We start from the raw sequence: 21361 nt of genomic DNA on the forward strand, positions 1-21361 counted from the left end.
CACACCCCTATCGGGCTCACTTCGTGTAGCCCTTTTCCCCTTGCAGGGGACGGTGCCTGCGGCCCGGCAAAGCCGGTTCCGCGGCACCCATTGGTGAAATACCTCGCACTGGTTACGCACAGAACTCTTAAACCCAGCATGAGCCGCGGGACTGGCTTTGCCGGGCCGCAGGCGGGCGGCCCCCTCGGGGGGCAGGGAGCTACACGAAGTGAGCGACCGTGGGGGCTCTACACACACCGGGCGCCGTCTACTTCCAGGCATACACCGCTGATGAAGTCCGCTTCGTCGCTGGCCAGGTAAAGCGCGGCATTGGCCACATCCAGCGCGGTCGAAAAACGTCCCAGCGGAATGCTCGCGCGAAACTTCGCCTTGCGTTCTTCATCCAGCGGGCCACCCGCGAATTCGGCCGAGAGGCCTGTGTCGGGGTTGAATACCGGGTTGATGCAATTAACCCGGATGTTATCGGGGCCGAGCTCGGCCGCCAGCGACTTGGAGGTCGTGATGACGGCCCCCTTGGAGCCGTTGTACCAGGTCAGGCCAGGACGGGGGCGTACCCCCGCCGTCGACGCAATGTTGATGAAACTGCCCCCGCCTTGCTCGCGAAATACCGGCGTGGCGTGGATGGTAGCCAGGTAAATGCTCTTGACGTTGATGGCGTAGCACTTGTCGAAATCGTCTTCGCTGACATCAAGTGCTGGCTGGTTGCGGTGCGTCCAGCCGGCGTTGCTGACCATCACGTCGAGCCGGCCGTAGCGCTGCACAGCGGCAGCCACCAGCGCCTTGACCTCGGCGGACTTTGTGACGTCGGCGGCAAAGAACGAAGCTGTGCCGCCGGCCTTGACGATGGCAGCGACGACTTTCTCGCCCAGCGCCACATTGATGTCGTTGACGATGACCCTGGCGCCCTCGGCCGCCAGCCGCCGCGCGATGCCTTCCCCGATACCGCCTCCGGAGCCGGTCACGATGATGGATTTGTCCTTGACCCGCATGATTTTGTCTTTCTCGTAAAGGTTGCTGCCGGCGCACGCTGCCGTACGGTGGCGTGCGGCTTCCATTGCTTATTGTTGCTGATCACGGTGGTGCGGGTTTTCCCTCTGTCTCTCTCGCTTGACGGGATTCGTGAAACATGAAGTTACATCTACAATGCGCTTTATAAAAGGGAGGGATTTCATGAGTTATCAATTTGCCCGCACCGGTGCGGGTGCAGCCTTGTGTGCGCTGGTGCTTTTCGCGGGGACAGCGCACGCGCAACAATCCAGCAAGAACCTGGCACCCGGATTCTCGGAACGCGCAGCGGCCTCGAAGCTGGTTGTCGTGCCCGCAGACCTCGAGCTCTTTTCCATCGGTGCCGGCGGCGTGCAGGAGCCCAGGGCCGACTGGACCATGGCTGCCCAGAAAAACGTCAAGTCCGGTCTGGCTTCGAGCAAGCTCAAGTTGGGTTCTGACGTGATCGGGCTTGAAGAAAAAGACATGGACGAACTCGCGGACATCAACTCCCTGCACGGAGCTGTCGCGCAATCTGTTTTTCTGCACCACATGATTGGTGGTGTACTCAAGCTGCCCACCAAGAACGATGCCCTGAACTGGTCACTCGGAGATGCCGTCAAGCCTCTCAAGGACAAGACGGGGGCTGATTACGCCCTGTTCATCTGGATGCGCGACAGCTATGCCAGCAGCGAGCGCAAGGCCGCGATGATCGCCATGGCTGTGCTGGGCGTTGGGATTGCCGGGGGCGCGCAGATTGGCTATGCCTCGCTGGTCGATTTGAATAACGGGCGGATTGTCTGGTTCAATGATTTGCGCCGGGCCTCAGGTGACCTGAGGGAACCTGAGCCAGCCAAAGAAACCATCGAAGCCCTTCTCAAGGGCTTTCCGGTCGCCAGATGATGGGCATGCCGGCTGGCGGGCGCCGCGCTTTTTTGCGGTCGGCCTGCAAGCACTGCGTGGGCATGGGCGCCCTGTTGCCAGGCCTGTCAGCCTTTGGCCAGGAGAACCCTGCGGCTGCCTCCATCCCGCCTTTGCCCGCAGAGCGCTTTGCCCGCCCCGCGCTGGAAACGGATGAGGGCGGCCTGTGGGGAATGATGGACCGCGAGGAAACGCGCCTGCGGCGCAGTCCATTTACCGTACGTGACCCGCAACTGAGCCAATATCTGCAAGACTTGGTATGCCGTCTTGCGGGAGACCACTGCCCCGATATTCGTGTGCATGTGGTGCGTACGCCGCTCTTCAATGCCAGCATGGCGCCGAACGGCATGATGCAGGTCTGGACCGGCTTGCTGCTGCGCGCGGAGAATGAGGCGCAACTCGCTGCGGTACTGGGCCATGAAATCGGCCACTACATCGAACGGCACACGCTGGAGCGCCTGCGGGACCTGAGAAGCCGGGCCGCCTTTGCCCAGTTCATCGGCATGTTCGGCCTTGTCGGCGCCATTGGCCAGCTTGGTGCGCTGGCCGGCGCTTTCGCTTTTTCCCGGGACCACGAGACGCGGGCTGATCGTCTGGGCATGCGCCTCATGACCCGGGCGGGTTACGACGGCAGGCAGGCTGCGCAAGTGTGGGACAACCTGCTGGGCGAACTCAAGATCACGGGCGGTGAAGACGTTGGCAAACGCAGTCCCATGATGGCGACGCATCCCCCGCTGGAGACGCGCCGTGATGATCTGCTCCGCCTGGCAGGCGACGGCGGCGGTAAAACGGGTGCAGCGGAATATCAGCAGGTTATGTCCCGGCACCGCTTCGGGTGGCTGCAGGATGAAATCCGGCGTGGCCAGTTTGAAGAAAGCCTGGTGCTGTTCAATCGCCTGCTGTCGCGCAATCCCGAAGATGGCCAGGCGCTGTATGCGCGGGGTGAGGTGTATCGGTTGCGGGCAGGCAAGGAAGATCTTCAGGAGTCCCTGAACGACCTGACACGCGTGACCGCTCTTGAACAGGCTCCGGCCGAGGCTTTCAGGGCGCTCGGCCTGGTGCAAAAGCAGCGGACCGACACCGCCTCGGCCGTACAGGCCTTCGAAAAATACCTCACCGTCGCGCCTGAGGCAGCGGATGCGGGTCTTATTAAAAATTACATTGCGGAACTTAAACCATGAAAAAACTCCTGATCCTTCTTGCCTTCGCTTTCCTGTCGGGCTGCATGTCCATCACCAAGGTTGAAGGTGAGCAACTGGTCAATAACCGGCTGGCCGTCAAGGTGACCGACGCCTGGAACAAGGTTTCCCCTCCCGGCACCAAGCAGCCTTTTGACATGTGGACCCAGGAGGGGCTGACGCTTGACCATTTGCGCCTGTGGGCGGCCATCAAGCCAGGCCAGGCACTGCTGGTCAGGCCTGCAGGCAGTGTGCCGGCCGGGCAGAAGGCCGCCCGTGTTCCAACCTATCAGGCAGGTATGCCACTTGACCAACTGGTCAATCTTTTCGAAATCATGTATTCGGCCGACGGTTCCATCGTCAGCATGACCAAGGTTGAGCCCTCGGTATTTGCAGGTGAAAAAGGTGCGCGGTTTGAATTCGCCGTGACGAGAAAGGGTGATGACGTGCAGCTCAACGGTGTCGGCTGGATCAGCCAGCGAAACGGTGAATTATTTGCCGCCACTTTCCTCGCCCCCAAGCTTTCATTCTTCCCGCGGCTTTTGCCAAAAGCTGAAAGCGTTGTGAAGACGGCGCAAATCAAAGGCTGACAGCGCAGAGCCGCCATGGTGGCGGCTTGCAGGTGGGTCGTGAACCTGGCTGGGTGCCGCGGCTCAGCTCAGGTTAACCATGCCGTATGGCCACTGTTTTCAGCGTGGTGAAGCCATGCAAGGCCTCAAAGCCTTTTTCACGGCCGTAGCCCGATGACTTCACGCCGCCGAAAGGTAATTCCACACCACCGCCGGCGCCGTAGTTGTTGATGAACACCTGGCCGCTTTTGACTCGTTTGGCCATGCGGAACTGGCGTGCCCCATCGCGCGTCCAGATGCCGGCGACCAGGCCGAACTGCGTGGCATTGGCAAGTTCCACTGCGTGATCCTCGTTTTTGAAGCTCATCGCGCACAGCACCGGGCCAAACACTTCCTCCTGCGCCAGCCGGTGCATCACCGGCACGTCGCGCAGCAGGGTGGGGGCCTGGTAAAACCCGGTGTCGGGCGCCTCGTCGACGATCTGGCCCTGAGCCACCATGGGAATGTTGGCAACCTGCGCATCGCTTAAAAAGTCCCACACGCGCTGCTGCTGGTTTTGCCGGATCAACGGGCCGACGTCCAGGTCCATGGCGGCGGGGCCGACGCGCAGGTTTTCAAAGGCTTCGCCCAAGCGCAGCAGCAGGGGTTCGTAAATCGCCTGCTCCACCAGCAGACGCGAACCGGCCGAGCAGGTTTGCCCGGCGTTTTGCACGATGGCGTTGATGATGGCCGGGATGGCGGCATCCAGGTCGGCATCGGCAAACACGATTTGCGGACTTTTACCGCCCAGCTCCAGCGTAACGGGGCAATGGCGCTCGGCCGCCACCTGCTGGATCAGCGTGCCCACCGTGGGGCTGCCGGTAAAGCTGATGTGGTCTATGCCCTTGTGGCGGGCCAGCGCGTCGCCGACCTCATGGCCGTAGCCGGTCACGATGTTGATGGCGCCGGCCGGAAAACCCACTTCGGCCGCGAGTTGCGCCACGCGAATCAATGACAGACAGGCATCCTCTGCCGGCTTGACCACGCAGACGTTGCCTGCGGCCAGCGCGCCGCCCACGCTGCGGCCGAAGATCTGCATCGGGTAATTCCACGGAATCACATGGACGGTGACGCCGTGTGGCTCGCGCCAGGTCATCACGCTGTAGCCGTCCAGGTAGGGAATGGTGTCGCCGTGCAGCTTGTCGCAGGCGCCGGCGTAAAACTCGAAATAGCGCACCAGGGCCGCCGCGTCGGCGCGTGCCTGTTTGGTGGGCTTGCCGCAGTCGCGCTGCTCGATCATGGCCAGTTCTTCGGCATGCTCGGCTACCTTGGCGGAAAGCCGCATCAGCAGCCGCCCGCGCTCGGCGGCGCTGAAGCGGCCCCACACCAGTTCCAGACATTCCCGGGCGCTCTTCACGGCAGTGTCAATGTCGTGCGCGTTGCTGCGCTGGATCTCGTCAAACACCTGCCCGTCGGACGGGTCGATCATCGGGATGGTTTTGCCTGAAGAAGATGCGACGGAGGTGTTGGCGATGTAGTTGAGCTGCATGGCGCTATTGTGCTGAATTTGCCCCTGGCCGGAGGTTACCTCCTCCCACGGGCAGAAATGGGCCATGAGGGCAGGCCGGTCCGCGAGGTAACGCTCCCCAAAACCGTGCGTTTGTCACAGCCTCAGCGTTGTGTCCCGGCCAATTTACAAATCCTTTGCTGCGCCAGGATTGGCATTTATGTAGGATTGAACCTACACATGCACCTTGCCAATTCCTGCAGGGAACGGTGCTCATGTTACGCAGCGGCCCGGCCGTATTGGCGTGACGACAGCGGCAGGCAGCCGGCAACTGCGGGTCCACATTTTTGACGCATACCGCGATGACTGATCCCACCAAAAGCCCAGCCGATGTCCCACCCGGCGACGACGCGCCCACCACCAGCCTGCTGGCCTGGTTCAAAGCCTTTGTGGCCCGTTTGCGCGACTGGTTGTCGATCCAGGCCTTTGGCATGAAGTTCGCCGTTCTGGCCGTGGCATTGATGATTCCGGCAAGTGCTTATTACGCCTGGTCGACCCTGGAGCGGCAGGAAAAAATGGCGCTGGAAGTCAAGGCCATGGCCGCGTCGGGGCCGGGAGTTGAAGCGGCCTGGACTTACAACACCGCATTGCCGGTCGTCTTCGGAAGCGGGTCGGTCCTGAGCTTCCTCGAAGCCCATCCGGTCACGCGCATCACCATCATTTACCGGCCAATTTTGTGGACCGTTTCCGAGCGTTTTGTGCTGATTGAATCGGAGGGCAGGCAGTACGCCTATTACCCCTCGGACTTGGAAACCAAGATACTGGCCGACAAAGCCGTCACAGCGCCCTGGGGCGGCAAGCTCACCTTCGTGCCCCGGGGCGCGCTTGATGATGCGAGCAAGGACATGCTGGCGCGCCTTGAGCAACGTTTCGGTGACGCACGTCCGCAATCCGAACAGGATGCCTGGAAAGGCGGTGCCAGCGCGCTGGTATCAGCGACCTTGACGCTGGGGCTCATCGCCTTCCTCTGGTACCAGACAGGCGGGCAGCGCAAATCCCTCAAGTTCATTTCCCCGGGGCAGATCAGCGGCGACTTGGCGGACCTCGTCGGCATGGACGACATCAAGGCCGAGGTTGCGCAAATCCGCGACCAATATGAGCGCCGCCTCGAGTACGCCGCTTATGGCGTGAACAAGCCTTTCAACGTGATGTTCAGCGGCCCTGCGGGTACCGGCAAAACCAAGCTGGCCAGCTACCTCGCCAAAGAGCTGAACCTGCCGATTCTTTTCCATTCAGCTGCCAACCTTGAAACTGGCTATGTGGCCGGCGGCTCGAACACCTTGTCGCGCATCCTGGCGCTGGCCAAGCGGCGTAAACGCTGCATCGTCTTTCTTGATGAAGCGCAGGACCTTTTCATGCGGCGCGGCGGCAACCGCAAATATGACGACGATACGCAGAACATGTTGCTGGCCATCCTGGACGGTGTGCGGACCAAATCGGATACTGAAATCATCTGGATCGTGGCGTCCAACTTTAATTCGGCCAACCTGCAGATGGACGAGGCCATGCTGCGCCGCTTCCAGATGAAGGTCGACTTCCGCATGCCCAACCAGCAGGAGCGCCTGGCCATCACCGGCCACTACCTGCGCCAGCGTGCCGACAAGGTGCTGCCCGACATGGACCTGCGCCATTTTGTCGAACTGACGGAAGGCTGCAGCCCGGCAGACCTCGAAACCATGGTCAACCAGGCCGGCATCATCGCGGTGCAGGCGGGTCAGATGATAGGCGCGCATACCCTGATGCAGGCCGCCGAGCGTGTGCTGGTGGGCAATGTCAACGACAACACCACCAAAGAGCGCGAGCGTGACCGGCGCATCATCGCCGTGCATGAGTGGGGCCACTTCCTGATGGATTTCCAGCACCGGCGCAAGCTGGCCGGCGACAACTGGAACGCGCTGCTGGCCGACATGACCACCATCAAAATTTCATTGAAGGCCAACCCCCGCAACAATGCCCTCGGCTTTGTACTGCACAAGCAGGACAGCAACCTGCTGCAGACCAAGGGTGACATGGAGCATGAGGTGAGGGTGCTGCTGGGCGGCATGGCGAACGAGGAGATCTTCTTCGGCGAAGACGGAACCACGGGCGGCGCCCACAATGACATCACCCGTGTCACGCGGCTGCTGCACCATGCGGTGGCTGAAATGGGTATGTACCGCAAGACCCGGCTGAATTACGCCGCGCTCCTCAAGGACGGCGGCACGGCACCGCCGGACGAGGAAACCCGCAGCATCATGGAAGCCCAGAGCGAGCGGCTTTACAGTGAAACCAAGGCCACGCTGGCGCAGTACACCGCCTTGACGGAGTATCTGACCGGCTGCCTGATGAATGCCGGAGAGATGACACTGAGCGAAGCACTCCGCGAAATCAGGTACTTTGAAAGCCTGACTGCCGCACCGGATCTGGCGCTGCCTGGGCCGGGTTCCAGCCAGTGGATGCCAGCCTGAGTCAACGAACCTTTGCAGCTTCGTCCTCACCGCCCAAAGAAAAAGCCCTGCAATGCAGGGCTTTTTGCATGGGCCGGAGCGGTCTAGCGTGACGCTGGTGCGGCCGGCGTTGGGGTAGCCGCTGCATTGGGCGCCTGCGTGGGCGCGGGGGCCGGCATGGCGGGTGCAGTCGGTGTGGCGGCCGGTGCACTCATGGCAGCGGGCGCGGCCATGGGTGCTGCCGGGGCCGCCGCGGCTTCACCGCCGTGGAACTTCATCACCAGCGGCACGATCAGCAGCGCCACGATGTTGATGATCTTGATCAGCGGGTTCACGGCCGGGCCGGCTGTGTCCTTGTAGGGGTCGCCCACGGTGTCGCCGGTCACTGCGGCCTTGTGTGCCTCGGAACCCTTGCCGCCGTGATGGCCGTCTTCAATGTACTTCTTGGCGTTGTCCCAGGCGCCGCCGCCGGTGCACATCGAGATGGCAACGAAGAGGCCGGTGACGATGGTTCCCATCAGCAGACCACCCAGTGCCTGGGGACCGAGCGCCAGGCCGACCACGATGGGTACGACCACGGGCAGCAGCGAGGGGATCATCATTTCCTTGATGGCGGCTGTGGTCAGCATGTCCACGGCGGTGTCGTACTCGGGCTTGCCCGTGCCGTCCATGATGCCCTTGATGTCGCGGAACTGGCGGCGCACTTCAACTACCACGGCGCCGGCTGCGCGGCCCACGGCTTCCATCGCCATGGCGCCGAACAGGTAGGGAATCAGGCCGCCGATAAAGAGGCCGACGATGACCTTGGGATTGCTCAGGTCGAAGCTGATCACGTTGCCGTAGGCTTCGAGCTTGTGTGTGTAGTCGGCAAACAGCACCAGCGCGGCCAGGCCGGCGGAGCCGATGGCATAGCCCTTGGTCACGGCCTTGGTGGTGTTTCCCACGGCGTCCAGCGGGTCGGTAACGGCCCGCACCTCGGGGGGCATGTCGGCCATCTCGGCGATGCCGCCGGCGTTGTCGGTGATGGGGCCGTAGGCGTCCAGTGCGACCACGATGCCCGCCATGCTCAGCATGGAGGTGGCGGCAATCGCAATGCCGTACAGGCCCGCCAGCGAATACGCCGTCAGGATGGCGATACAGACAAAAATCACCGGCCATGCGGTCGAGCGCATGGAGACGCCCAGGCCGGCAATGATGTTGGTGCCGTGGCCGGTGGTGGAGGCCTGTGCAATGTGCTGCACCGGCTTGTACTGCGTGCCGGTGTAGTACTCGGTAACCCAGCACAGCGCACCGGTCAGGATCAGGCCGACCGCGCAGGCACCGAAGAGGCGTATCTGCGTGCCGCTTGCCGTGACGGCGTTGTCGGGCATCAACCACATCGTGACGAAGTAGAAAGCGATCAGCGACAGTACGCCAGCAATCGCCAGACCCTTGTACAGGGCCGGCATCACGTTCTTCATGCCGGGAGAGGCCTTGACGAAGAAGCAGCCGATGATGGAGGCGATGATGGACACGCCGCCCAGCGCCAGCGGGTAGACCGCGGCAGTGGCGCCCGCGCCTGAGAGCAGCAGGGCGCCCAGCACCATGGTGGCGATCAGCGTGACCGCGTAGGTTTCAAACAGGTCGGCGGCCATGCCGGCGCAGTCACCCACGTTGTCGCCCACGTTGTCGGCAATCACGGCGGGGTTGCGTGGATCGTCTTCGGGAATACCTGCTTCGACCTTGCCCACCAGGTCGGCACCGACGTCGGCGCCCTTGGTGAAGATGCCGCCGCCCAGCCGGGCGAAGATGGAAATCAGCGACGAGCCGAAAGCAAAACCAATCAGCGGATTGAGCAGGTTGGCCAGCTTGAGGTCGGGTGTGTAGTTGCCATTGCCCACCAGGAACCAGTAAAAGCCGGTCACGCCCAGAAGGCCCAGGCCCACGACCAGCATGCCCGTGATGGCGCCGCCGCGAAAGGCGACGTCAAGCGCGGGGCCAATGCCTTTGGTGGCGGCTTGGGCGGTGCGCACATTGGCGCGAACCGACACGTTCATGCCGATAAAGCCGCAAGCGCCTGACAGCACTGCGCCGACGACGAAGCCGATGGCGGTTTTTCCATCAAGGAAAAAGCCGATCAGTACGGTGAGGACGACGCCTACCATGGCGATGGTTTTGTATTGCCGTGCCAGGTAGGCGGCGGCGCCGGTCTGGATGGCGGCTGCAATTTCCTGCATGCGCGCATTGCCTGCATCCTGGGAAAGAATCCAGCTGCGAGCCCAGATGCCGTAACCCACGGCGACCAGCCCGCAGACGAGCGCAAGAATAAGCGCTGAGTTGCCTGTCATAGAAATCTCCTACGTTGTTTTTCGCTTGGAGGGGGTTTCAACGCTAGCAAATGGTGTCTTGACCCCCGCTGCGTTGCTTCCTCGTTGCTTGGTCTACGTAGAGACAAGACGATTGGCCAACTCGCGCAATTTACAGTGAAAACATGACAACTTTAAGAACCGTAAGGTGTGAATCAGTAAAATGAGGGTAAATACCGAGCAGTTGGCCTGTGCCACGGCTGCGCAGGTAGCCCATGTGTTTTAAGAATCTTCTTTTCTCCTTTCTTCCCTTCCTTTCTTCTTCCTTCCATAAAGAACTCAAGCGACCATGTCCCTCGATAAAGTTTCCCCCGGCAAAAACGTTCCCGAATCCTTCAACGTCATCATCGAGATCCCGATGAATGCCGACCCGGTGAAATACGAGGTGGACAAGGAGTCCGGCGCGATTTTTGTGGACCGCTTCATGAGCACGTCCATGCACTACCCGACCAATTACGGTTACGTGCCCAAGACCATCAGCGGCGACGGCGACCCGGTCGACGTGCTGGTGATCACCCCGGTGCCCCTGATTCCCGGGGTGGTGGTGACCTGCCGCGCCATCGGCATCCTGAAGATGACCGACGAAGCCGGTGAAGACGGCAAGGTGCTGGCGGTGCCCATCGACAAGAAATGCTCGCTCTACACCCAGTGGCAAAAACCTGAAGACATGAACCCGCTGCGCCTGAAGACGATTGCGCACTTCTTCGAGCACTACAAAGACCTGGAAGAAGGCAAATGGGTCAAGGTGCTGGGCTGGGAAGGCCCGGACGCGGCCAAAAAAGAGATCACGGATGGCATTGCCAACTATGCAAAGGCCGGCAAGGCTTGAAACCTGGCTTCTGGCCCGAAAACTTAAGCGTTTTGGTGTCTGGAGTGGCTCAGGCCGTGCGCAAGCAGCTATAAAAAGTATAGCGGTGGCGATGAGGAAAACGTAAAAAAGCGCCTGCAGCGTGGCCTGCAGGCGCTTTTTTTATGCCTGGGTGGGACGGTGTGCGCCGCCGCCCGGCGCCACGTTGAAGCCTTACGCTTTTCGCGCAGGGTCCGGGAACACCAGGCCGTGCAGCTTGCCCTTGTCCTCGCGCGAAAACGGCTTCCATTGGCCTTCCGGCTGTGCCAGGCGGTCGGCCACGGCCCACCAGGCGCTGGGGTTCACGCCCATGCCGATATGGCTGGCCAGCACTTCGACGTTTTCGGTCTGCGGATGGGTGGCACTGGCTGCCTGGATGCTGGCCTGCCAGGCGACCACGCCGTCGCTGCGCGAATAAATGCTGGTGGTCGGCACAGGCGGGGCGGCCGGCAGATCGTAGCTTTCGGATTCGCGCTCGACGTTGCGGCCGCTGGTGAGTTCATAGATGCGCCAGGCGTTGGTGGCCTTGTGCGAGCCCGCGAAGGGCGTGCCCAGCGTGATCACGCCGCGCACCATGTGCGGCAGCTCCTTGGCCAGTTCGCGCGCATACACGCCGCCCAGGCTCCAGCCGATCAGGCTGACCTTGCGGCCTGTGGCGTCGAAGGTGCGGGCGAGGCTGTCGCGGGCTTCTTCCAGCACGCCGGCGCGCGGGCCGAAGTTAAAGCCCTGTTCCCAGCCCCAGGGCCTGTAATTGAGCGACTGCAGGTATTGGCGCAGCGGCACCGTGGTGGCGTCATTGGCCGACAGGCCCGGAAACACCATCACCGCATGGCCGTCGCCACGTGGCGCGCGGGCCAGCAAGGGCCAGGCGGGAAGCAATGCGCCGAATTCCCAGAATGCACGCAACTCAAGCGCCAGCAACCACGCGCTGGGCGGAACATCGTGCGGGGACGTTTCTGCTTGATCTTGAGGGGAGGATGAAGACGGATTTCGCCTGGATGACGGGCTTGCCATGGCTTGAAGCATTGATTGTCTTGTTGGAGTTCCGACTCAAAGAGTATGGAGGCGCTTACGGTTTTTTACAGAGAGAGGTCTCTCTAACGTGGACGCTTCGCCGTGGTTTTCGTCGCGTTCGTGACAGCGGCTTTGCGGGTTTTTACCGGGGCGGCCTTCACTGCGGTTTTAACTGAGACCTTTTTTGCCCCCTTTTTCGGCGCGGGCGCCGTGGCGGCGGGTGCAACAGGCGCCGTGCTCACCATCAAGGCTTGGGCCTGAGTGAAGGCCTCCTCGATTGCTTTCGCCAAATCCTTCGCATGCGGCAGCGCCTTCTTGTCGGCAACGATGCCGAAATCCACATGGCCGGCGTAAGTCTGGATGGTGATGTTGAGCGCCAGCCCATGCATGACGATGGACAGCGGGTGGAAGGTCAGGAACTTCGCGCCGGCCAGGTACAGCGGCACCGGCGGGCCCGGCACGTTGGAAATCGCCAGGTTGGCTACCATGGGCAGGCGGCTGGCGATGCCGCTTTTGCCGTAGGCGTTCAGCGCCATTTTGGCCGCGCCGCCCACCAGCCACGGCGCCAGCAGCGAAGGGTAGTCGGTCGGCAGCAGGCCCTTCAGGCTTTGCATCGATGTTTTTACCTTGGCGGTCGATGCCATGATGGCGTTCATGCGCTTGAGCGGGTGCGCCAGCTGCGTGCCCAGCTCCACCAGGCTCATGCTCACCTGGTTGCCCAGGTTGCTGGCGTCGGTGGCGCCGGCTTCGCGCAGTGACACCGGCATGGCCGCCACCAGCGATTTTTTCGGCAGGCTGTGGTGCTGCGTGAGGTAGCTGCGCAGCGCTGTTGAGCAGATCCACAACACCACGTCATTGAATGAGCCGCCCACCGCCTTGCCCATGGCCTTGCATTCAGCCAGCGGCAGGGTGGCCGTCACAAAGACACGATCCGTGGTGATGCCGGTATTGAATGGTGTTTGTGGCGCCAGCTTCATCGGCATTTTGGGCTTGATGCCCGTGGCCGAACTGGTGGTGGATTGTTTTGCCAGCGTGCTGCCAAAAGTGCTGGCCGCGGACGGCAGTGCCTTGGCGAGCTTGGCCAATTGGCCCAGCGAACTCGAAAACACCGAACCGATCATCTTGCCCAGCTTCAGGTCGGCCTCGGTTTTGCGGCGGCGGGCAGGGTCGGGCGGTGGCACCTCGCGCGGTACCGGGCTGAAGTCGAGCAGGGCATTGGCCAGCATCACGCCGCCCTTGCCGTCCAGCGCCGCATGGTGAATCTTCGAGAAAAACCCCGCCACCACCTTGCCGCCTTGCGATGCGGGCAGCTGGATGCGGTCAAAAATATAAAACTCCCAGAGCGGGAAATTGCGGTCAATGACCTCGCTGTGCAGTTGCGCGCACAGCTTGTGCACCTCGGCCAGCGTCATGGGCGTCGCCCGTTTTTTGGCGGAGTCCGCGCGGCGGATGTGAAAGTCGATATCCACCTCGTCGGCATCCACCCACAGCGGGTGGCCCAGATCCAGCGGCATGAACACCAGCTTGCGGCTGAATACCGGCGCCAGGTGCATGCGTTTGGCGATGTGCGCTTTGACCGCCTTGTGAAAGCTGCCCTTGAAGCCCTGCGGCAGTTCGCACAGGTTGAGCGAGCCCACATGCATGGGCATCTCGGGGGTTTCAAGGTAAAGAAAGGTCGCGTCCAGGCCGGTGAGGGATTTCATTGTTGTTGTCTCCGTGAGGGAGACATTAACCGAGCAGGACGGGTTGCGGCACTAGGGTTTGCCGTAGCCGCCGCTGTCACGCCAAGCTCAGCGCGCGGCCGTGATTGCGTTCAAGCTTCGCAGTCGCCGAGCATTCCCTGTTCGTCGTCGTTGAGCCCGGCTACCGGCGTCGCCTTGGCCAGCGCCATCCATACGCCCAGCGGCAGCTGCTGGCGCGTGCGCCGCGGCGCGGCCCTGGCAACGGCCAGGCGCGCGTTGTCCAGCACCATCACACCGCATTCCAGCGGCACCTCGCTGGCATCGCCGATCGGCCGGCCCTTGGCGTCGCAACCGAGCACATACCAGCACTCGCCGCCCAGGTCGAGGTAGGCGGCGCGTTTTTCGGGGCGGCGCAGGTCGCCCAGCAGGTCGGAGCGGTGCACCTTGATCTCGTGCACGATCGGTTCGACATATTCCTGCACGGTGGTGTTGCGGATGGAAAACACGTCGGGCCGGGCGATGCACCAGCGAGCCTTGCCGCCTTCTTCTTCGGGCGGCAGCTGGGCACGCAAACCCAGGCCGCGCCAGGTGATGCGGCCGGCACGCACCATTTCGCAGGCCACCTGTTCGACCAGTGCCTCGTGCTTTGAAAGCGCCGAGCGGTTGCGCACGAGCACGGTGGCCAGGTAGGCCACGCCGGCATCGGTCACGCGCAGGGTTTCGTGGCCTGCAGGGCCGGCCACGCGCTGCAGCATGCCGGTGGCCAGCAGTTCGATCTCCAGCAGGTCCTGGCAGGGCCAGCCGGCGGAGCGGTAGACCTCGCGCAGGCGCCGGGCATGCGGACGGCCCAGCAGGGGCGCAGGGTCGGCAGTCTGCGTTTCGGGGTTTTCGGGTGTAGCAGTCACGAGAGCATTCATGGGGAAATAGCGGTTTGAGCCGGCGGCAAGGTGGCCGCCGGCGCCTTGAAAACCGTTCGAAAACAGGCGTGAAAGACAGAGCTTAAATCAAGCTGTGGCTTAAGGGAAATGAACCGTTGGCGCAATACTGGCGGGCGCAAGCAGCTATCAATACGATAGCGTTACGGCGTTTCCGCGTTCACCGCAGGCGGCGGTGGTTGCCCTGCGAAGCGGGCCGCCGGCCAAGCGGCCCAGGGGGTCAAAGCGGGAGGATCTCGAAGCGCGCGTTGTCCAGGTTGTCGCCCAGCGGCCGCATCGCTGCCAGGATCGCGTCGGTCTCGGCGTGTTGCCAGAGCGCGATGACCTGTTCTTCCGCCTCTGAGGCGTTCTCCAGCGGCAGGCCTTCGTGCAGCGTTTGCGTCAGCATGTAGGCCTGAAGCGAAGGCAGTACATATTCGGGGCCGCCCAAGGCGAATTCAAGTGCCATGCGAAAACGCAGTTCGGCCGCTGCGCGCTCGTCGGCGGTCAGGGTTGGGCATTCGACGAGGTTGACGGTGTACGTACGTTCGTTGGCGCGGTTTTTGTTGCTCATGGAAATTCCTTTGAACGGGCTTTATAGCAAATAAAGATTGCCCGTGTGATGACAGGTATGACGGGGTTGCAGGTAAGGGGGAGAGCGCGGCCAGTGCGTGCTTTGCACAGAAGATTTATGAAAAAAGTCCCTGAAGCCCAATAGGGGCGAGCGCAAGCAGCTATGAAAAACGTAGCGCCTGCGGCTAATGCAAGCCAGTGCTCAAGCCGAAGTGCGTGGCGCAGCTTGCCTGAAAGGGCTGCGGCGCTCCAGGTCTTGCATGTAGTTGTCGATGCCGGCGCCTTCGCGCTCCAGGAAACGCTCTACCGCGTCGGCAAACGAGGGATGCGCCAGCCAGTGGGCGCTGGTGGTTTTGACGGGCAGCAGGGCGCGGGCCATTTTGTGCTCGCCCTGCGCGCCGCCTTCAAAGCGCTGGTAGCCGTGTTCGATGCACCATTGCAGCGGCTGGTAGTAGCAGGCTTCAAAGTGCAGGCAGTCGACACGGGCAAGGGCGCCCCAGTAGCGGCCGTAAGCAACCAGCGACTGGTTTTCGGCGCTTTCCTCGCCATGATCTCCTTCAGGGCGGGCGCTGACGGCGATCAGGCTTGTCGCGATGGGCTGGCGCTGGCCGTCGGCGTTGTGCTCGGCCACAAACAGCAGCCAGTTCTCCGGCATGGTGTCCTGCATGCGCTGGAAGAAGTCGCGGCTCAGGTAAGGCGCGTTGCCGTGCTCGTAATAGGTACGCTCGTAGCAGCGGTAGAAAAAGTCCCAGTCGGCGTTGCTGATGTCTTTGCCCAGTGACCAGCGGAACGTGATGCCCGCCTCGGCGACCTTGCGGCGCTCCTGGCGGATCTTTTTGCGTTTTTCCTGGCTGAGCGACGCCAGGAAGTCGTCGAAGTCGCGGAATCCCCGGGGCGGCAAGGAACGTTCCGCCGACAGGCCGCCCTTAGGCGGAACAGCCCCCTCGGGGGGCAGCGAGGACACGCCAGTGCCGAGCGTGGGGGCACTGTTATCGGTCCAGTGGAACTGCACCGTATGACGCAGCATCAGCCCGGCATCTTCACAGGCCGTGACATCTTCGTCGGCGGTAAATAGCAGGTGCAGGGACGAAAGGTTTTCCTCGGTGCACCAGGCCACCAGGGCCTTGATCAGCAGGCTGCGTTCGTCGGCTGTGCGGGCCAGCAGGCGGGCGCCGGGTACGGGGGTGAACGGCACGGCGACCAATGCCTTGGGGTAGTACTCAAGCCCGTGCTGCTGGTAGGCATTGGCCCAGGCGTGGTCGAACACGTATTCGCCGTAGGAATGCTCCTTGAGGTAAAGCGCGCAGGCGCCTGCCAGTGCCTTGCCCTGCCAGAGGGTGACAAAGCGCGGCGTCCATCCGGTTTCGGGTGTGGCGCTGCCGCTTTCGTGCAGCGCGGCCAGGTATTCGTGGCGCATGAACGGGTTCGCGGGCTCGCCCGGGCTCTGCGCCGCCAGCAGGGCGTTCCACTCGGCCGCATTCACCTCCAGCGGTGAATTCAGCACGCGAATGACATAATCGTTTGAGTTCTTTTTCACGTGTTTTCGGGGTTCTACTTCAACATGCCACTCAAAATCTGCGTTGCCCAATTGAACTATTGCGTCGGCGATATGCCGGGTAATGCGCAAAAGATCATCGACGCTGCCCGCACGGCCTATGAGGGCGGTGCCCGGCTGCTGCTGACGCCCGAGCTGGCCATTTGCGGCTATGCGGCAGAAGACCTGTTCTTGCGCCCATCGTTCATCCAGGCCTGTGATGATGCCGTGAATCTGGTGGCCCGCGAGCTGGCCGGGTTAAAAGGCCTGACAGTGGTGGTGGGCACGCCCACCCACGGCGACAACGGCAAGGGCCTGCGCACCAAAAGTGTGGAAGTGCAGCAGCGCCACAATGCGGCCAGGGTGCTGCGCGAGGGCCGCGTCGTCGACACCTATGCCAAGCGCGAACTGCCGAATTACCAGGTGTTTGACGAACGCCGCTATTTCACGCCGGGGCAGGGCACTTGCGTCTTCCAGGCCGGGGAAGGTGATGACGCCGTCAGCGTCGGGCTGCTGATTTGCGAAGACGCCTGGTTTGAAGAGCCGGCACGCCTGGCCAGGGAAGCGGGTGCCGAACTGCTGGCGGTCATCAATGCCTCGCCGTTTCACGTCGGCAAAGGCGGCGAACGTGAGCAGATGATGCAGGTCCGGGCCCAAGCCACCGGGTTGCCGCTGATTTATGCGCACCTGGTGGGGGGGCAGGACGAAATCGTTTTTGAAGGGGCGTCTTTTGCGCTGCAGGCCGATGGCGCCCTGGCCGGAAGGGCTGAAAGTTTCAAGGAAAATCTGTTTGTAATTCAGGCGGGACGAGCGCAAGCAGCTATTAAATTAATAGCAAGCACGGTGCCTGAACGCAGCCACGAGGCGGACTTGTGGGACGCGCTGGTGCTGGGCGTGCGCGACTACCTCGGTAAAAACGGTTTTCCCGGTGCCATCCTGGGGCTGTCGGGCGGCATTGATTCGGCCCTGGTCTTGGCGATCGCGGTGGATGCGCTGGGCGCCGACAAGGTGCGCGCGGTGATGATGCCTTCGCCCTATACGGCAGACATCTCCTGGATTGATGCGCGCGAAATGGCTGAGCGCGTGAAGGTGCGCTACGACGAGATTTCCATCGTGCCGGAGTTCGAAGCCTTCAAGGCGTCGCTGGCTGGTGAGTTCAAGGGTCTGAAGGAAGACACCACCGAGGAAAACATCCAGGCGCGTATCCGCGGCGTGTTTTTGATGGCGCTGTCGAACAAGTTCGGCTCCATCGTGCTGACCACCGGCAACAAAAGCGAAATGGCGACCGGTTATTGCACGCTCTACGGCGACATGGCCGGCGGCTTTGCGGTCATCAAGGACCTGCTGAAGACCACGGTGTTTCGCCTGGCGCGCTGGCGCAACGAAAACGACCCGTACGGCACGGGCAGCAACCCGATTCCCGAGCGCATCATCACGCGGCCGCCCAGCGCCGAGCTGCGGCCCGACCAGACCGACCAGGACAGCCTGCCGCCCTACGAGGTGCTGGACGCCATCCTGGAGCGCTACATGGAGAACGATCAGGGCGTGGACGCCATCGCCGCTGCCGGGTTTGACCGCGCGCTGGTCGTGCGCGTGGCCCAGCTGATCAGGATCAACGAGTACAAACGCCGCCAGGCGCCCGTGGGTATCAGGGTCACCCACAGGAGCTTTGGCAAGGATTGGCGCTATCCTATTACCAGCAAATTTCGGCAGTGAATAGGGCCCCCACGCTTTTCACTTCGTGTAATGCGCTGCCCCCCGAGGGGGCCGCTGCGCCTGCGGTCTGGCAAAGCCAGTCCCGCGGCCCCTGCTGGTGAAGTCACTTGCACGTCGTACGCCGCTAAATGCCTTTTTGACGATATTTAGAACGAATGGAGATATTCAGTGAAACAAATTACCGCCGTCCTCAAGCCCTTCAAACTCGAAGAAGTCCGCGAGGCCTTGGCCGAATGCGGTGTTACCGGCCTGACCGTCACTGAAGTCAAGGGTTTTGGCCGCCAGAAGGGCCACACCGAGCTGTACCGTGGCGCCGAGTATGTCGTCGATTTTCTGCCGAAGGTCAAGGTCGAAGTCGTGGTGAAAACCGAAGACGTGGAACGCTGCGTGGATGCCATCGTGCGTGCTGCGCGCACCGGCAAGATCGGCGACGGCAAGATTTTCATCACCAGCGTCGAGCGGGTGGTGCGCATCCGCACCGGGGAAGAAGACGAAGCGGCGGTCTAGATAGGCCCCCACGCTTAAATAGGCCCCCACGGTCGCTCACTGCGTGTAGCTTCCTGCCCCCCGAGGGGGCCGCTGCGCCTGCGGTCTGGCGAAGCCAGTCCCGCGGCCCCGGCTGGTATGGGGAGGGGACCCCGGGGGTGTTCTCAGATTTGGTCGAGGCGGGTGTTGCCTGGCGTCATGCCGGCTGCCTGTACCAGCGTTTCAAGCAGTGATTCCGCGTCGCTGCTGGTGCGGATCAGGTCCATCAGCCAGTCATTCATGAAGCCGGTTTTCACCGAAGAGGCCAGGAACGCCAGCAGGGCGTCGTAGTAGCCGTTCATGTTGAGCAGGCCGACCGGTTTGTCGTGGTAGCCAAGCTGGCGCCAGGTCCATACCTCAAAAAACTCCTCCAGCGTACCGATGCCGCCAGGCAATGCCAGGAACGCATCGGCATGCTCGGCCATCAGGTATTTGCGCTCATGCATGTTTTCCACGATGTGCAGCTCGGTGCATCCGGTGTGGGCCCATTCTTTCTCTACCAGTGCCTTGGGGATGATTCCCACAACACGCCCGCCGGCCGCCAGCGCAGCGTCGGCCATGATGCCCATCAGGCCGTTGCGGCCGCCGCCGTAGACCAGTTGCCCGCCGCGCTTGCCTATCCAGGTGCCGACGAAGGCGGCAATGGCGGCGAATTCGGGCTGGTTGCCGGGACGGGATCCGCAATAAACGCAGATGGAAAAAGCAGGTTTGGAGGCGGGTTTGGAGATATCGGTCACTTTGTTGATGCTTGCATTCATGCGGCAAATCGCTGGAACAGCGCCAGGGCCCATGTACCGGCGCACAACAGCAGGCTGAGCAGGACGGCGGCGCTGCCCATGTCCTTCGCGCGCTTGGAAAGGTCATGCCATTCGGGGCCGATGCGGTCGATGGCGGTTTCAATGCCCGTGTTGAGAAGTTCCACGATCATGATGAGGATGACCGTGCCGGCCAGGAGCACCGTTTCGACCCAACTGCGGCCCAGCCAGAAAGCGGCGGGGATCAGCACAATCGATGCGATCGCTTCCTGGCGAAAAGCGGTTTCGTGCCAGCCTGCGCGCAGGCCGGCAACGGAATAGCCCGTGGCGTGCCAGACGCGGCTCAGGCCCTTGCGGTGTTTTTGGGGGTTGACGGGCTCATTGGAGCCCACTCGGGAGGTGGCGCCAGCAGGAGCGACATCAGCATCAGATGGCGGCGCTGGCACAGACATGGGAAACGGAACTTGTTCTGACATGGTGCCATTGTCGCGCAGCTTTATGGCACATTGATGTTAGGGCTGATGGGGCGCAGTACTGGCGATACCGGCCTTGTTTTTGGCCTTGCGCCCGGGTTTTTCGGGTGCGACCCAGGTGATGAGCCGCGTGCCTGCCCAGGCGTCGTGCCAAAACTGTTTTTGCGGATGAAAGCGCGCCAGGATGGCCCAGATGGCGACCCATCCCAGCGTCAGTACAGCGCCTTCCCGTCCTGGCAGCGCCATTGCCCAGCTCACGGCCAGGGGTGGCAGAAACCAGAGCCAGCTCAGCGCATAACGCAGCAGGGCGCGTTTCTGGGTGACGGGTTCACCGTTGACGTCGACTACGCGGATGTTCCAGGTTTTCATGGCCAGGGTCTGACCTTTGGCCCAGAACCAGACGAAATAAATACCGAAAATCACAAACACGAACGCCTGCAGGGCATGGCGATTGTCCAGGGCATTTCGGGTCTGGCTCAATGTGCTGAAAAGGTAACCGGCCAGAAAAACCACGCCGAACATCAGCATGCCTTCGTACATCCAGCAGGCCATGCGGCGGGGAATGGACGGAATGGGGAGGGTGTCTGTGACTGTCAAAGATGTCGCGATAAAGGTTGGCCACAGTGAACGGCAGCAGGCATGGGCCAAGCCCAGCCGCTGCGGGTAGCGTTTAGCGTTGGGGCGTAGCGCTTGTTGCGGCACCGCTTGCGGACGGCGCGGCGGGCGTAGCAGCTGAGGCAGGTTGCAAAGCAGTGATTTTAGGGCCAGGTTTGCTGGCTGCCTTGACCGGATGCGGTGTCACGGGCGCCAGCTTTTGCGGCGCCACTGGTTTCACCGCTGTTGCCGCTCCGGTAGGCTTTGGACTGGCCTTGGCGGCCAGCTTCTGCTTTTCTTCGGGGCTGAGGGCCTGGTAGGTCTCCCACTTGGCTTTTTTCTCTTCAGGCGTGAGCTGCTTGGAGAGTTCCTTGGTCTTGCCGAAGTTCAGCCGGGCTTGCGCACGCTGCTGGGGGCTCAAGGTGACCCATTCATTCATGCGGCTGTGCAGGTTAGCCTGCCCTTCCGGTGCGAGTGAGGGGTAATTTTTGGAGATTTCCAGCCATTTGCGCTTTTGCGCCTCGCTGACGGTATCCCAGCTTGAAGCCAGCGGTTTGAGCGCCTGCTGCTGCATGGGCGTGAGTTCGGCCCAGGTCGGTTTGGCCACGACGGGCTTGGCAGGAACGGCAGGCGGCTTCACAGCTGCGCTGGCTGGGGCTACGGGTTTAGGCGCCTGTGCAAGGCCCAGAATGGGCCAGGCCAGCAGGGTAGCCGTCACAAGCCCGAACGACAGCCATTGCAGCCTCAACCGCATTGAGCGGCCAT

General features: G+C 62.2%; 19 protein-coding genes. 7 read left to right on the forward strand and 12 right to left on the reverse strand.

Translation table 11 applies throughout. The features are described from left to right. Positions 1 to 227: 227 nt before the first annotated feature. A complete protein-coding gene (locus tag AC1DVV_RS05420) occupies positions 228 to 989 on the reverse strand; it encodes an SDR family oxidoreductase (RefSeq protein WP_457279763.1) in 762 nt (253 codons plus the stop codon). Positions 990 to 1170: 181 nt separating this feature from the next. On the opposite strand from AC1DVV_RS05420, the gene AC1DVV_RS05425 reads away from it, so the two are divergent. The 3 genes from AC1DVV_RS05425 to AC1DVV_RS05435 are packed head-to-tail and all read left to right on the forward strand — an operon-like array spanning position 1171 to position 3673. Next, on the forward strand, positions 1171 to 1887 hold the full coding sequence (locus tag AC1DVV_RS05425; RefSeq protein ID WP_457278623.1) for a hypothetical protein: 717 nt from the start codon (positions 1171 to 1173) through the stop codon (positions 1885 to 1887). Further along, a complete protein-coding gene (locus AC1DVV_RS05430; RefSeq protein WP_477702412.1) occupies positions 1887 to 3086 on the forward strand; it encodes a M48 family metalloprotease in 1200 nt (399 codons plus the stop codon). The genes AC1DVV_RS05425 and AC1DVV_RS05430 overlap by 1 nt, the downstream gene beginning before the upstream one ends. Then, positions 3083 to 3673 (forward strand): hypothetical protein, encoded by a 591-nt coding sequence (locus AC1DVV_RS05435; RefSeq protein ID WP_457278621.1) that lies wholly within the window; start codon positions 3083 to 3085, stop codon positions 3671 to 3673. The genes AC1DVV_RS05430 and AC1DVV_RS05435 overlap by 4 nt, the downstream gene beginning before the upstream one ends. Positions 3674 to 3746: 73 nt before the next feature. Here the strand turns inward: AC1DVV_RS05435 and AC1DVV_RS05440 are convergent, their stop codons facing one another. Next, a complete protein-coding gene (locus tag AC1DVV_RS05440; RefSeq protein ID WP_477702411.1) occupies positions 3747 to 5180 on the reverse strand; it encodes an aldehyde dehydrogenase family protein in 1434 nt (477 codons plus the stop codon). A gap of 320 nt (positions 5181 to 5500) precedes the next feature. On the opposite strand from AC1DVV_RS05440, the gene AC1DVV_RS05445 reads away from it, so the two are divergent. After that, positions 5501 to 7645: an AAA family ATPase gene (locus AC1DVV_RS05445; RefSeq protein ID WP_457278619.1), complete on the forward strand. Its 2145-nt coding sequence runs from the start codon at positions 5501 to 5503 to the stop codon at positions 7643 to 7645. Positions 7646 to 7728: 83 nt separating this feature from the next. Here the strand turns inward: AC1DVV_RS05445 and AC1DVV_RS05450 are convergent, their stop codons facing one another. After that, positions 7729 to 9951: a sodium-translocating pyrophosphatase gene (locus AC1DVV_RS05450; RefSeq protein ID WP_457278618.1), complete on the reverse strand. Its 2223-nt coding sequence runs from the start codon at positions 9949 to 9951 to the stop codon at positions 7729 to 7731. A 307-nt stretch (positions 9952 to 10258) separates the two neighbouring features. On the opposite strand from AC1DVV_RS05450, the gene ppa reads away from it, so the two are divergent. Next, on the forward strand, positions 10259 to 10798 hold the full coding sequence (gene ppa / locus AC1DVV_RS05455; RefSeq protein WP_457278617.1) for an inorganic diphosphatase: 540 nt from the start codon (positions 10259 to 10261) through the stop codon (positions 10796 to 10798). A gap of 192 nt (positions 10799 to 10990) precedes the next feature. Here ppa and AC1DVV_RS05460 read toward each other — a convergent pair whose 3' ends face one another. The 5 genes from AC1DVV_RS05460 to AC1DVV_RS05480 all read right to left on the reverse strand — a co-directional run bounded on the left by AC1DVV_RS05460 (position 10991) and on the right by AC1DVV_RS05480 (position 16536). Further along, positions 10991 to 11830: an alpha/beta hydrolase gene (locus tag AC1DVV_RS05460; RefSeq protein WP_477702417.1), complete on the reverse strand. Its 840-nt coding sequence runs from the start codon at positions 11828 to 11830 to the stop codon at positions 10991 to 10993. Between the two features lie 83 nt (positions 11831 to 11913). Then, on the reverse strand, positions 11914 to 13533 hold the full coding sequence (locus tag AC1DVV_RS05465) for a wax ester/triacylglycerol synthase family O-acyltransferase (RefSeq protein WP_477702410.1): 1620 nt from the start codon (positions 13531 to 13533) through the stop codon (positions 11914 to 11916). A 110-nt stretch (positions 13534 to 13643) separates the two neighbouring features. After that, a complete protein-coding gene (locus AC1DVV_RS05470) occupies positions 13644 to 14429 on the reverse strand; it encodes a hypothetical protein (protein ID WP_477689056.1) in 786 nt (261 codons plus the stop codon). Between the two features lie 238 nt (positions 14430 to 14667). Beyond that, positions 14668 to 15000: a hypothetical protein gene (locus tag AC1DVV_RS05475; RefSeq protein WP_457278614.1), complete on the reverse strand. Its 333-nt coding sequence runs from the start codon at positions 14998 to 15000 to the stop codon at positions 14668 to 14670. Between the two features lie 201 nt (positions 15001 to 15201). Beyond that, on the reverse strand, positions 15202 to 16536 hold the full coding sequence (locus AC1DVV_RS05480) for a GNAT family N-acetyltransferase (protein WP_477702409.1): 1335 nt from the start codon (positions 16534 to 16536) through the stop codon (positions 15202 to 15204). A gap of 24 nt (positions 16537 to 16560) precedes the next feature. Here AC1DVV_RS05480 and AC1DVV_RS05485 point away from each other — a divergent pair, with 24 nt between their 5' ends. Together AC1DVV_RS05485 and AC1DVV_RS05490 are read left to right on the forward strand one after the other, a co-directional pair. Then, positions 16561 to 18249, forward strand: a complete 1689-nt coding sequence (locus AC1DVV_RS05485) for an NAD+ synthase (protein ID WP_477689058.1) — start codon at positions 16561 to 16563, stop codon at positions 18247 to 18249. A gap of 168 nt (positions 18250 to 18417) precedes the next feature. Continuing rightward, positions 18418 to 18756, forward strand: coding sequence for a P-II family nitrogen regulator (locus tag AC1DVV_RS05490; RefSeq protein ID WP_007869659.1), 339 nt, complete (start codon positions 18418 to 18420; stop codon positions 18754 to 18756). Between the two features lie 143 nt (positions 18757 to 18899). Here the strand turns inward: AC1DVV_RS05490 and AC1DVV_RS05495 are convergent, their stop codons facing one another. From AC1DVV_RS05495 to AC1DVV_RS05510, 4 genes are all read right to left on the reverse strand, one after another. After that, entirely contained in the window at positions 18900 to 19532 is a 633-nt protein-coding gene (locus AC1DVV_RS05495; protein ID WP_477667260.1) for an LOG family protein, read from the reverse strand. Then, a complete protein-coding gene (locus tag AC1DVV_RS05500) occupies positions 19529 to 20005 on the reverse strand; it encodes a diacylglycerol kinase (RefSeq protein WP_457278610.1) in 477 nt (158 codons plus the stop codon). The genes AC1DVV_RS05495 and AC1DVV_RS05500 overlap by 4 nt, the downstream gene beginning before the upstream one ends. 36 nt (positions 20006 to 20041) lie before the next feature. Beyond that, a complete protein-coding gene (locus AC1DVV_RS05505; RefSeq protein ID WP_457278609.1) occupies positions 20042 to 20599 on the reverse strand; it encodes an RDD family protein in 558 nt (185 codons plus the stop codon). A 73-nt stretch (positions 20600 to 20672) separates the two neighbouring features. After that, complete coding sequence (locus AC1DVV_RS05510) at positions 20673 to 21350, reverse strand: DUF3106 domain-containing protein (RefSeq protein ID WP_477667261.1); 678 nt, start codon at positions 21348 to 21350, stop codon at positions 20673 to 20675. Positions 21351 to 21361: the final 11 nt, after the last annotated feature.

It is taken from the genome of Polaromonas sp. P3_B4 (assembly GCF_056402835.1).

What these genes read in the sequence shown, in the direction of transcription:
- AC1DVV_RS05510 (WP_477667261.1), bottom strand. Translation starts at nt 21,350, where the DNA reads ATGCGGTTGAGGCTGCAATGGCTGTCGTTCGGGCTTGTGACGGCTACC.
- AC1DVV_RS05460 (WP_477702417.1), bottom strand. Translation starts at nt 11,830, where the DNA reads ATGGCAAGCCCGTCATCCAGGCGAAATCCGTCTTCATCCTCCCCTCAA.
- AC1DVV_RS05425 (WP_457278623.1), top strand. Translation starts at nt 1,171, where the DNA reads ATGAGTTATCAATTTGCCCGCACCGGTGCGGGTGCAGCCTTGTGTGCG.
- AC1DVV_RS05450 (WP_457278618.1), bottom strand. Translation starts at nt 9,951, where the DNA reads ATGACAGGCAACTCAGCGCTTATTCTTGCGCTCGTCTGCGGGCTGGTC.
- AC1DVV_RS05475 (WP_457278614.1), bottom strand. Translation starts at nt 15,000, where the DNA reads ATGAGCAACAAAAACCGCGCCAACGAACGTACGTACACCGTCAACCTC.
- AC1DVV_RS05485 (WP_477689058.1), top strand. Translation starts at nt 16,561, where the DNA reads ATGCCACTCAAAATCTGCGTTGCCCAATTGAACTATTGCGTCGGCGAT.
- AC1DVV_RS05440 (WP_477702411.1), bottom strand. Translation starts at nt 5,180, where the DNA reads ATGCAGCTCAACTACATCGCCAACACCTCCGTCGCATCTTCTTCAGGC.
- AC1DVV_RS05500 (WP_457278610.1), bottom strand. Translation starts at nt 20,005, where the DNA reads ATGTCAGAACAAGTTCCGTTTCCCATGTCTGTGCCAGCGCCGCCATCT.
- ppa (WP_457278617.1), top strand. Translation starts at nt 10,259, where the DNA reads ATGTCCCTCGATAAAGTTTCCCCCGGCAAAAACGTTCCCGAATCCTTC.
- AC1DVV_RS05420 (WP_457279763.1), bottom strand. Translation starts at nt 989, where the DNA reads ATGCGGGTCAAGGACAAATCCATCATCGTGACCGGCTCCGGAGGCGGT.
- AC1DVV_RS05430 (WP_477702412.1), top strand. Translation starts at nt 1,887, where the DNA reads ATGGGCATGCCGGCTGGCGGGCGCCGCGCTTTTTTGCGGTCGGCCTGC.
- AC1DVV_RS05470 (WP_477689056.1), bottom strand. Translation starts at nt 14,429, where the DNA reads ATGAATGCTCTCGTGACTGCTACACCCGAAAACCCCGAAACGCAGACT.
- AC1DVV_RS05445 (WP_457278619.1), top strand. Translation starts at nt 5,501, where the DNA reads ATGACTGATCCCACCAAAAGCCCAGCCGATGTCCCACCCGGCGACGAC.
- AC1DVV_RS05465 (WP_477702410.1), bottom strand. Translation starts at nt 13,533, where the DNA reads ATGAAATCCCTCACCGGCCTGGACGCGACCTTTCTTTACCTTGAAACC.
- AC1DVV_RS05495 (WP_477667260.1), bottom strand. Translation starts at nt 19,532, where the DNA reads ATGAATGCAAGCATCAACAAAGTGACCGATATCTCCAAACCCGCCTCC.
- AC1DVV_RS05435 (WP_457278621.1), top strand. Translation starts at nt 3,083, where the DNA reads ATGAAAAAACTCCTGATCCTTCTTGCCTTCGCTTTCCTGTCGGGCTGC.